5 protein-coding genes are annotated in these 11734 nt (G+C 76.6%); 1 reads left to right on the top strand and 4 read right to left on the bottom strand.

Annotated features, from left to right (window positions below):
- The 4 genes from AB0G32_RS30950 to AB0G32_RS30935 all read right to left on the bottom strand — a co-directional run.
- A partial coding sequence (locus AB0G32_RS30950) for an SAV_2336 N-terminal domain-related protein (RefSeq protein WP_361170675.1) occupies positions 1-4202 on the bottom strand: 4202 nt, incomplete at its 3' end.
- Positions 4192-5235, bottom strand: a complete 1044-nt coding sequence (locus AB0G32_RS30945) for a MoxR family ATPase (protein ID WP_361170672.1) — start codon at positions 5233-5235, stop codon at positions 4192-4194. The genes AB0G32_RS30950 and AB0G32_RS30945, both read right to left, overlap by 11 nt.
- Before the next feature lie 56 nt (positions 5236-5291).
- Entirely contained in the window at positions 5292-7430 is a 2139-nt protein-coding gene (locus tag AB0G32_RS30940) for a trypsin-like peptidase domain-containing protein (RefSeq protein WP_361170669.1), read from the bottom strand.
- Positions 7427-7789 carry a CU044_2847 family protein gene (locus AB0G32_RS30935; protein WP_361170666.1) on the bottom strand — a complete coding sequence of 121 codons (363 nt, stop codon included), beginning with the start codon at positions 7787-7789 and terminating at the stop codon, positions 7427-7429. The genes AB0G32_RS30940 and AB0G32_RS30935 overlap by 4 nt, the downstream gene beginning before the upstream one ends.
- Positions 7790-8024: 235 nt before the next feature.
- On the opposite strand from AB0G32_RS30935, the gene AB0G32_RS30930 reads away from it, so the two are divergent.
- Entirely contained in the window at positions 8025-11669 is a 3645-nt protein-coding gene (locus tag AB0G32_RS30930; RefSeq protein ID WP_361170663.1) for a S8 family serine peptidase, read from the top strand.
- The last annotated feature ends 65 nt before the right edge of the window (positions 11670-11734 follow it).

Genomic DNA, 11734 nt, shown 5'->3' with positions numbered 1-11734 from the left:
CGCACCGGGTCCGCGACCCGCCAGGTCGCCGCCACCCCGGCCGCCGCGTCCACCACGAGGTGCCGCGGCCGCAGGTCGACCTCGCAGTACCGCCAGCCGGCCCGTTCGGCGGCGGACGCGGTACGGACCCGGGCGGCGTCCGGCCGCAGCGGCGTGCCGTCCGGGAGCAGCAGGACCACGGCCTCGGACGCGTCGCGCGGCGGCGGCACCCAGCCGTCGGCGGGCAGCGGGAACGGGCCCCGCACCGGATGCCCGGCGGGGGCGGTCCGGGCGGTGCCCGGCACCAGGTGGTACCAGCCCGTCCCGTCGGCCAGCCGCTGGAACGCCCGCGGCGGGAAGGCGAGGCCCTCGTCGGCGACCTCGTCGTAGTACAGCGCGTCGGACACGGCGACGACCGCCTGCGCCCCGGCGGCGTCCAGGGCCGCGGTCACCGTCTCGGGGTCGGCCCGGAAGATCTGCTCCGCACCACCGTCCGGCCCGGACTCCACCTGCCAGAACTCCGCCCGCAGCCGCAGCCCGCCCAGCCGCGCCAGCCGCCCGGGCAGCCGGTCGACGGTGGCCCGCAGCAGCGCGCCGGCCGGCACCCGCGGCTCCAGCCGCACGAGTACGGCGCCCGGTCCGGCGGGCGGCAGCCGGTGGGCGTCGGCGGCCAGCGCGCTGTCCGCCAGCAACTCCGTGACCAGCGCGGTGAGCGCCGCGTGCGCCTCCGCGCCCCGGGGTCCCTCGGCCAGCGCGTAGCGCACGCAGACGCGGTGCGCGGTCTCGTACTCCGGTTCGTCCTGCGGTTCGTACTGCGGTTCGTCCTGCGGCGGGAACCACCGCACCGGCTCGAACTCCGGCTCGGGCTCCGGCTCGAACTCTGTCTCGGGCTCCGGCTCGGGCTCGTCCTGCTCGTCCTCCCGCCGCTCCGGGTCGAACGGCGGGAAGCCGACCGGCGTCTCCGGTGCGGTCTCCGACTCCTCCGACTCCTCCGAATCCGAATCCTCCGACTCCGACTCCGTCGCCGCGTCGGCCGCCCCCTCCGTCAGCAGCGGTGTCCACAGGCCGTCCTCGGTCGGGAACGGGCCCTCCGGCAGTTCGTCCGGCGCGGCCACCGCGGTGTGCGGGGAGCCGTCCGGGCCGGGCTCCTGATACGCGCTGGGGACGTCCGCCGGCACCGCGTGGTCCTGGCGCAGCTCCCGGCCCAGGGCCAGCAGCTCCGGGTTGCCGCCGCCGGACAGCTCGTACTCCTCGTACGCGTCCAGCGCCTCGTCGAGCCGGCCCAGCCGGCGCAGCGCCAGCAGGTACAGGCGCAGGAAGGTCTCGTGCAGCGGGTGCGTGGCCAGCAGGTCGGCCAGGCTCCGGGCGGCCCGGTCGGCGTCCCCCAGTGCCAGGTCGAGCCCGGCGAGCCGGGCGTGCAGGGCGAGGCGGAGCTGCTGGAGGTGGCCGCGGGCGGTGTGCGCGGACGGGCCGGGCACGTCGGGCAGCGGGTCGCCGGAACGCCACAGCGCCAGCGCCTCGGCGACCAGCTCGCGCGCCTCGGTGTCCGCGCCGGCCGCCTGCGCCGCGTCGGCCCGCCGGACCAGTTCCTCGCAGTGCACCACGTCCACGAAGTCGGCGCTGGTGTGCAGCGCGTAACCGTGCGAGGGGGTGGCGAGCACACCGGGGCCGAGCGCCCGCGTCAGCCGTTCCACCGCGAGGCGCACCCGGCGCCGCCCGTCGCGCGGCTGGTCGGCCGGGTCCCACAGGCCGTACCGCAGCTCCTCGTGGGTGACCGTGCGGCCGTGCTTGAGCAGCAGGACGGCGAGCAGCGCGGCGGCGTCCGGCGGCAGCTCGGCGGCGCCCTCGGGCCGCTCGACGCGCAGCGGGCCCAGCGCGTAGTAGAACCGCTGCTCGTACGCCTGCCGGGCGAGCCGGGGCAGCACCGGGTCGGTGAGCAGGTCCCGGCCCTGCCGCTGGGCCTGGAGCGAGGGGGACATCAGCAGGTCCAGGGCGTGCGCGAACGGGCCGCGCAGGTCGGGCGGCAGATGTCCGAGCCGCCCGGAGTCGACGGGCAGGGTCAGGCGCGCGCTGCCCGACGCCAGCAGCAGGAGCAGCTCGCACAGTGCGCGCAGGTCCTCCGCGCGGGCGCCGGGCCGGGCGCCGCGCCCGGCCGCGAAACCGGTCAGCTGCACCGTGCCGTCCGGCAGCAGCACCACCCGGGACAGCTCCACCGCGCCGTGCGCCGTGCCCGCCTCGTGCAGGGCGGTGAGCGCCCGGGCCAGCTGGGCCGCGACGCTCACGGTCAGCGGCGCCGGCAGCCGGTGGCCGTAGGGGCGGGAGAGGGTGTTCAGGGCGATGCCGTCGAGGTGTTCCATGACGACGTAGGGCGTGTCGTCGTCCACGCCGGTGTCCAGGACGCGCACCACGCCCGGGTGGTCGACGGTGCGCAGCAGCCGCGCGTCCCGCAGGAACGCCTGCCGGCGGGCCGGGTCGGTGGTCCTGGCGTGCAGCCGGACCGCCACCGTCCGGCCGTCCGGACCGGTGTCCTTGGCCAGCCACACGGTGCCGTCCGGGCGCAGCCGCCGCACCAGCCGGTACCGGCCGGCCACCAGCCTCGGCGCCGGCGCGGACGCGGGCCCGGGGGCGCGGGCGACACCGGTCAGCCGCCGGGCGCCGCGCTCGCTGATCTCGGCGATCGCCTCGCCCCGCGGGCCGCTCTCGGTGCCGTCCGGGGCCGGGGTCAGGGCGGCGATCTCGCCGGGGAACCGGGCCGCCCGCTCCTCGATCAGGTCGCCGGTGCGCAGCAGCAGCTCGCGGGTGCGGGCCCGGGCGGTGCGCGGCAGCCCGCGCAGCAGCAGGTCGCGCACGCCGGGCCGCCAGACGTACGCGCCGGGCGGCCCGGGCACGGCGGCGAGCAGGCCGCTGAGGATCACCTCGGCCAGGTGCGCGGGCCGCGGCTCCGGTTCCACCGCGGCCTGCACCAGCCGCATGACCGGCAGGTCCGGCCGGCCCAGCGCCAGGTGCCCGGCCAGCCGGTACGCCGCCGGGGACGCGGTCGCCCGGAACCGGAGCACCAGTTCCTCGGCGGGCAGCCGGGCCAGGTCGGTGCGGTCGTCGGCGTCGGCGGGCAGCGGCCGCAGCAGCGCCGCCGCCGAACCCGGATACCCGGACCCGCCCGGACCGGCCACCAGCGCCGCCCAGTTGGCCAGCCACTCGGGCCCCGGCTCAAGGACCGGCACCGGCACGGCGCCCTCGGGCGGCGCCTCCTCGGCGGTGTCGTACGGGGTGAAGGCGAGCGCGGCGCTGGGCGCGGCCCGGTACGGGGCGGACAGCCGGCCGGGGACCGGCGGCAGCGCGGTGTCCCGCCACAGGTGTTCGGGCAGCGGCTGGACGACGGCCAGCGGCATCCGGCGCGCCCAGCGGCGCAGCGCGGCGAACCAGCGCTCGCCGGCCGGCCCGGCCCGCCACTGCGGGCCCATGCAGTCGCTGATCAGGAGGGTGACGGTGCGGCCGTCGGCGGGCGCGTGCACACCGTCGCCGGCCACCGTGCCGTCGGGCCGGGCCCGGTGCAGGGTGACCGTGCGGAAGACGCCCGACTGGGCGAGCACGGTGTGCAGTTCGCGGACCAGCGGGCGCCAGACCGGCATGGTCGGCCCGTCGTCGTGCACCAGGTGCAGCCGCAGCCAGCGCTCCCGGGCGGGCTTCAGGACCGGCAGCCACCAGCGGGGGTCCGCGCCGAGCCGGGCGATCCGGTCGGCGGTCGCCGCCTCGTCCACCTCCCGGACGGCGGGCGCGTCGGTACGGCGCCGCAGCGGGCGCAGCGACCGCTGGAGCGCCAGCGGGTGCGGCAGCATCGGCGGCGCCGGGACCAGCAGGGCGGCGTGCGGTTCGGCGGCCGCCGTCCCCGGTTCCGCATCCGGCGTCCGGGCCGGCAGCCGCAGCGGGGCGCGCCTCGGCGCCGGGGGAACGGGCGGCGCGGGCGGCGGCGGTTCCGGGTCCGCCGCTCGGCGCGGGTCCGGGACCGGCGGGCGGGGCGCCGGGCCCGGTACGGGGGTGTCGGGGGGCCGGTCGGACGGGGGTGCCGGCGCCGGGGCGGCCGGGTCGCCGGGTGCCAGGTGCTGGGCCAGCCACAGCAGTTCCGCCAGCTCCAGCGGGGTCGGGCGCGCGCCGCCGGCCGCCCGGGCGAGGACGTCGGCCAGGCGGGCCACGGGCTCCGGTGCGCCGGAGGGGTCAGAAGGCATGCGGCTGCGGGGACTGTCCCAGGTACGGCATCAGCTGGTCGGCCAGTTCGTCGAGGGAGCCGGCCGCCAGCCCGGAGGCCCGGGCCAGGTAGATGGCGTTCAGCAACTGGTCGGTGGCGAGTTCGCCGCTGCCCACCCGGGACAGGAACCGGTCGATGAGCCGCTGGGCGTGCGCGTCCGGCTCGCCCAGGTGCGCCCGGACGATCTCGGCGAGGTGCCGGTCGTCGGGCTGCCTGAGCCGCAGGGTGACGCAGCGGCGCAGGAAGGCGGGCGGGAACTCGCGTTCGCCGTTGCTGGTCAGCACGGTGAACGGGAAGGCGTGACAGCGCACCCGGCCGCGCGCCACCGGGACCCGCCGGTCGGTGCCGTCGGCCATCACCTCGGCCCGCCCGTCCGGGGTGTCGCGGGCCGCCCGTACCAGTTCGGGGATCTCGTACTGGCCCTCCTCCAGCACGTTCAGCAGGTCGTTGGGCAGGTCCAGGTCGCTCTTGTCGATCTCGTCGATGAGCAGGGCGCGCGGCCGGGCGTACGGGAGCAGCGCGGTGCCCAGCGGGCCGAGCCGCAGATGGTTCTCGACGCCGGTGCCGCCGGTGCCGGCGGCGCCGGCCGCCGGGTCCTGGTCGTCGGCCGCCGCGTGCCGGGCCGCGTAGAGCCGGGACAGCGGGTCGTACTGGTAGAGGCCGTCGTGCAGGGTGCTGCGGCTGGTGATGTTCCACCGGAGCACCGGGCCGAGCCGCAGCTCGCGGGCGACCGCGTACGCCAGCGACGACTTGCCGGTCCCGGGCGGTCCGGTCACCAGCAGCGGACGGCGCAGGTACAGCGCCGCGTTGACCAGTTGCACCGTCTCCTCGGTGGCCTGGTACGTCCGGGCCCGGTGGGTGCGGTCGGGCGAGCCGGCCGAGGCGTCGTCGTGCTCGTCGGGCGGTTCCAGCACCGGGTGACCGTCGAAGGCCCGCCACGGCGGCGGCGGGGGGAGCCGGGTGATGCCGTCGTGCGGTTGCGTCGCTCCGGTGTAGACGGGCCACAGGGCCATGCGGTTTCTCTTTCGGGTTCGGGTGCGGGGCGCGGCGGTGCGGCCCGGCGGGTGGATCAGCCGACGGGCGAGTGGGGGCGGGCGGCGGACGGGTGCAGCGGGGCGACGGGCGAGTGCAGACAGGCGGCGGGCTCCGAGAAGCAGCGCGGGTCGTCCCACAGCAGCTGCACCTGGCGCGCCCAGTGCCCCTCGGGATCGTCGGCCGCGTACGCCTCCTCGCGCAACCGCAATACCCGGCGGGGCAGTTCGGCCGGGGACACGCCGGCCACGGACTCGGCGAGCCGGTCCAGGAAGGCGGTACCGGCGCAGGGGCCGCCGTGCTCGTCGTCGGGACAGTCCGAGCGGCGCCACAGCAGGACCGGGACCGGGAAGTGCAGGCCGGTCTCGAAGTGCTCCGGCACCGTGCCGGGCGGGGCCGGGAAGCCGGTCAGCGCCGCGTCCCGCAGCCGCAGCCGCAGGCCGCGCGAGTTCTCCCGGGTGCCGCACTCCACCCGGTGCAGCCGGACGCCGGGCCGGCCGTCCAGCTCCTGCCACCGCTTGGTCAGCTCGTGGCGCAGCCGGCCGCTGCGGTGCCGGGTGCGTTCCGCCACCACCAGGGGGTGGGCGCAGCCCAGCGGGGTGGAGTCGTAGGCGCTGCACTCCCAGTGCGCCACCGGCTCGTTCAGCCACTCGTCCGGCAGTACGAAGGTGATCAGTGCCTCGGCGTCCCGGGCGAGGTGGTTGAACGCCTCGTCCACCCGGTCCTGGACGTAGGAGCGCACCGCGTCCTGGGGCAGCCGGCGGGTGCCCACCGGGCGGCGGTGTCCGTCGCGGTAGGCGGACACCTCCACGGTGACCTGATCGGCCCCCGCGCCGCTGCGGACCAGTTCTACGACGATGGGGGCCCAGCCGGGGCCGGCCGGCCGCCGGGGTTCGGCGCCCTGCGGCAACTCGGTGCGGGTGTCGTCGGCGTAGCGGTCGTCGGCGTAGCGGTGGTCGGTGGGCCGGCCGGCGGTGGGCCGGGGGTTCGTGGGCTGCTGTCCGGGCCGGTGTTCGGGCTGGTGTCCGGTGGGGTGGGTGTCCGTGGGGCGGGCGTGGGCGGGCCAGTCGTCTGCGGACCGGGCGTACGCGGACCAGTCATCCGCCGATCGGTCATCCGCGGATCGGTCGTCCGCGAGCCGGTCCGGTCCGTACTGGTTCGCGGCGACGGACAGGTTCGCCCCCTCGGCCCCGGACCCGGCCCCCGGCACGGACACGCGGCCCGCGTCCGTCACGCTCGGCCCCTCCCGCCGATCCCAGGCATCCTCCCGGCCCGGCGGCCAGGCGTGCGGGTCCCGTCGGTCGGGGTCGGGTTCGGGGCCGGGCCCGAGGGGGCGAACCCGTGCCGGCCACTCGTCCAGGACGCGCTGGAGGCCGTCGGCGAAGCGGTCCTCGGCGGTGAGGTCGGGGACCTCGGTGCGGATGTAGTCCGCCGCTTCCCGCAGGGTCGTGAACAACCGCTCCGGCTGCGGGGCGAAGAGGTCCACGGCGGACGCGTACAGCCGGTTCGGGTCGCAGTCCGGGCGGAGTTGCTCGGCCCGGCGCAGCAGGGTCTCCAGTCGGCCCGCGTCCGGTCCGAGGCGGGCCGGCGGCACCAGGTCGCCGAGCCCAGCCCAGTACCGCGCCATCACCTCGACCGGCAGCATCCTGCCGACGTGGCTGCTCGTGGTGGAGGTGACCATGCCGACGACCGTGTGGTCGTGCAGCGTGACCGCCGCCCCGCTGAACCCGCCGACCAGCGGCTGCCCGTGCGCCGTGAGCGCGTCCAACTGCGTCCACTCGTCCGCGATGAGCGGGCCGGGCACGGCCCGGTAGACGGCGAGCACCCCGTCGTCGAGCCGGGGCGGGAACCCGTAGGCGAACAGTTCGGCCGCGCGCGGGGCCGCGCCGGGCGGGGCGAACACGGCGGGGCGCACGGGGACCGTCCGGTCCAGTTCGAGGACGACCAGGTCGCCGCGGTCGTTGTCGCCGTGCTCCCGCCAGGGCCCGTGGAAGGCAACCCGCGCGGTCAGCCCGCGCAGGTCCCGGCGGCCCGGGAAGGACACGGTGACCGGCTCGGTCTCGTGCCGCACGACGACGTGGGCGCAGGTGAGCAGCAGCCGTTCGGTGACCAGGAACCCCGCGCCGGTCTTCCGGCCGCACCGGATCCGGGCGTGCCAGGCGGTACCGCCCGTCATGACCGGCCGGCGGCCTCCCCGCCCGCCGGTGCCGCGGGGGCCGACGTCCCCGGTGACCAGTGCAGCTTCACCACCAGATGGCCTTCCGCGGTGCCCTTGGCGATGACCGCGCCGGCCTCGGCGCTCAGCCGCACCCCGAACTCCAGCTCCACGGAGTCGGGTCTGAGCGTGCCGTCCCGGAAGACCCGCAGTGCGGAGGTGGCCGCCGCCCGGACGCCCTCCAGCGCGCTCTCGAAGGTGCCCGCCGCCTGCGCCGGGCCGTCGCCGCGGGCGACCAGGCGGGCGCCGGTCTCCTCGTCGACGGCCTCCACCACCACCCGGGCACCGTCCTCGGTCTTGAACTCAACCAGTCCGTCCATGGCGCCGCTCGCTCCCCGTTCGTGCCGTACGTCCACGCGTCGTCCTCACGCGAACGGACCCCATTGTGACGGACCGTGCCTGACGGTGTCGCGTGTTGCCCCGGCCGCGCACCGGGGCGCTGGCGGAAACCCGCCACTGCGCCAATCCGCCAGGTCCGGTCAACTCGCCTGAAACGCAAGGCACATGAGACTCGTGCGCGACAACTGTACGGAGACTCTACGGAGAGAGGCGTGGATGAGTCCGAGACGCAGAGGTTCCAGATCGGCCGGTTCCGGAGCGGTCCTGCTGGCCGCGGGACTGGTGTGCGCGCTGCTGCCGGCCGGCCCGGCGGCCACCGCGGCGGCCCGTGAACTCCCCGCGGGCCCGGCCCCCGCGGGCGTGGCCCGTACCGTCACCCTGGTCACCGGCGACCGGGTGACCGTCACCGAGCTCGGGAACGGGAAGCGGACGGTCGCCGTCGAGCGGCCGAGGGGCGCCACCGGCGCCGTACGCACCCAGAACGCAAACGGCACCGTCACCGTCGTACCGGACGAGGCGCTGCCGTATCTGCGGGCCGGGACGCTCGACGAGCGGCTCTTCGACGTCACGGAGTTGCTGCGGCAGGGGCTCGGGGATGCCGACTCCGGTGAGCTGCCGCTGATCGTGACGTACGAGCGGGGCGCGCCGGTGGTCACGCCGAGGAGCGCCGAGCGGACCCGGTCGCTGCCCAGTGTGCGCGGCGCGGCCGTCGAGGCGGCCAGGGGCCGGGCCTTCTGGCAGGACTTCACCCGGAGCGGGAGCGTCGCGGGTGTCTGGCTGGATGGCCGGGTCAGCGCGGAGATGGCCGAAAGCAACGCCCAGATCGGCACCCCCGAGGCGTGGGCGGCCGGACTGACCGGCAAGGGTGTCACCGTCGCCGTCCTGGACAGCGGGGTGGACGCCGACCACCCCGACCTGACCGGGCGGATAGCCACCTCCCGCAGTTTCATCGAGGGCGAGACGGTCGCCGACCGGCACGGCCACGGCACCCATGTCACCTCCACGGTCGGCGGCAGCGGTGCCGCCTCCGACGGCAAGGAGAAGGGGGTGGCGCCGGGCGCGACGCTCGCGGTCGGCAAGGTGCTCAGCGACCAGGGCTCGGGCAGCGAGTCGGAGATCATCGCCGGCATGGAGTGGGCCGCCCGGGACGTGCGGGCCGACGTCATCTCGATGTCCCTGGGCTCCACCGAGGCCAGCGACGGCACCGACCCGATGGCGCAGGCCGTCAACACGCTCTCCGCCGAGACCGGCGCGCTCTTCGTGATCGCCGCCGGCAACACCGGCAGCCCTTCGTCCATCGGCTCGCCCGGTGCCGCCGACGCCGCGCTGACCGTGGGCGCCGTGGACTCGGCCGACGCGGCGGCCTGGTTCACCAGCGCCGGACCCCGCCACGGCGACAACGCGCTCAAGCCCGACCTGTCCGCCCCGGGCGTCGGCATCCTCGCCGCCCGCTCCACGCTCACCGCGGGCGAGGGCGCCTACACCTCCATGGACGGTACGTCGATGGCGACGCCGCACGTCGCCGGGGTGGCCGCGCTGCTCGCCGAGGAACACCCGGACTGGACCGGCGCCCGGCTGAAGGACGCCCTGATGTCCACGTCCAAGGAACTCGACGCCTCCGCCTACCGGTTGGGCGCGGGCCGGGTCAGCGTGCCGGACGCGATCGGGGCCGGCGTGACCGCCACCGGCAGCGCCGACCTCGGCTTCCATTCCTGGCCGTACGAGGAGAACAAGCCGGTCACCAAGACCGTCACCTACACCAACTCCGCCGACACGGACGTGACGCTGCGCCTGGCCGCGCGGGGCGCCCCCGAGGGCGTCGTCACCCTCGCCGACAGCGTCCTGACCGTCCCCGCGCACGGCACGGCGTCCACCACGGTGACCGGCGACGGCACCGACGCCCCGGTCGGCAACACCAGCGGGCAGGTGGTGGCCACCGACGCCGCCGGGAAGACCGTCGCGCACACCGCGTTCGGACTGGTCAAGGAGGAGGAGCGGTACACGCTCACCGTCCATGTCAAGGACCGGTCGGGCGCGGCCACCGCCGCCGACCTGACCGTGCAGCGGCTCGCGGCCGGGGCCGACCCGGTCCCGGCGTACGTCGGTGACTCCGGCACCCTCGAACTGCGCCTGACGCCGGGCACGTACAGCCTGTCCAGTTTCCTCGACGTGCGTGGCGGCCACGGCGCCGACTCCCTCGGCCTCGGCTTCCTCGCCGCCCCCGAGATCACCCTCGACCGGAACCGCGAGATCACCCTCGACGGCCGGGAACTGCGCGAGATCGGCGCCGACGTGGACCGGCGCACCGAGACCCGGCAACTGCTCATGGAGTACGACCGCAGCGCGAACGGTTCCGCCCTGTTCGGCGCCCTCCAGGTGCCGCTGACGTACGACAGCGTCTTCGCCGCGCCCACCGGCCGGAAGGTCACCGAGGGCAGCTTCGAGTACCGGACCGTGTGGCGGCTCGGCAAGCCGCTGCTCGCGGTCAAGGGCGTCGGGGAGGCCACCGTGCAGTCCGGCGGCACACTCACCGAGGGCCGCACCCGGCTGCCGCTGGTCGACGCCGGCGCCGGGCCGATCACCGGGGCGAAGGGCAAGGCGGTGCTCGCCGAGCTGACCGACGGCGCCGACCCGGCCGCCCTCGCCCAGGCCGCCCAGGACGCGGGCGCCGAGGCACTGTTCGTCACCGACCGCACCCCCGGCCGGCTGCTGAGCTGGTGGGGCACGGACGACAACACCGACCGGCCGCTGACCATCGCGACCCTGAACACCGCCGACGCGGCCGAGCTGCGCCGGGCGGGGCGCGTCGACATGACCGGCACGCCCAGCACGCCGTACACCTACGACCTCTCCGCGGGGCACCCCGGCGCGATCCCCGACCGGGACCTCACCTACCGCCCCGGCGACGGCGAGCTGGCGACCGTCCGCGCCAAGTACCACGGCGCCGAGCCGTCGACCGGCGGCGAGTTCCGCTACTCGCTCACCGACACCTTCACGCTCGGCCTCGGCTTCAAGGAGCGGATCGGCTTCCCGGCCGAGCGCACCGAGTACGTCTCGACCGGCCCCGGCCAGCGCTGGCACGAGTCGGTCGACTCGGCCGGCGGCGCGCTGGAGCAGCGCGGCGGCGAGGTCGCCTACCGGGGCGGCAGCAGCCCGGAGCTGAACTGGTTCAAGCCGGTCTGGCACCCGTACCTCGGCACCGGCCTGGGCTGGGGACAGCAGCGGGTGGGCAACCGCATGCAGTTCAACGCGCCGGGCTGGGGCGACTCGGGCCCGGACCACACCGGGTTCGGGGACGTGTACAGCGCGGACAGCGGCATGACCCAGACCACGGCGGTCTACCAGGACGGCGAACTCGTCGACCGGATGGCCAGCTCCACCGCCTACGTCTGGGACGCGCCCGCCGACGAGCACACCTACCGGCTCGTCACCGACACCGCGCTGGCCGCCGGCCGCTGGCCGCTGGGCGGCACCGGCCACTCCGAGTGGACCTTCCGCTCCTCGGCCACCCCCGAGGACCGCTGGACCTACCTCCCGCTGATCAACCTCTCGTTCGACGTCGACACCGACCTCGGTGGCCGGGTGCGCGGCGGCCACAAGGTGGGCGTCGGGCTCGGCGCGGAGTACGTGGCGGGGGCGCCGGACACCGGCACGCTCGGCGCCGGAAAGCTGGACGTCTCCTACGACGACGGGCAGAGCTGGCAGCCGGTCCGGCTCGGCGGCGGCGGCCCGGACGCGTCCTGGCGGGGGACGCTGAGCGTGCCCCGGGACGCGGCTTCCGTCTCGCTGCGCGCCTCGGCGAAGGACGACCGGGGCGGCTCGGTGGCGCAGGAACTGGTCCGGGCGGTGAGCGTGCGCTGACCCACGCGGACGGCGCCGCCTCCCTGGGACGGGGAGACGGCGCCGGCCTTCTCAAACGTGCCGCC

It is taken from the genome of Streptomyces sp. NPDC023723, assembly GCF_040639815.1.
In the GTDB taxonomy this organism is placed as follows: domain Bacteria; phylum Actinomycetota; class Actinomycetes; order Streptomycetales; family Streptomycetaceae; genus Streptomyces.
The sequence above is the reverse complement of the archived record's forward strand: the minus strand, read 5'-3'. Positions and strand labels throughout refer to the sequence as shown.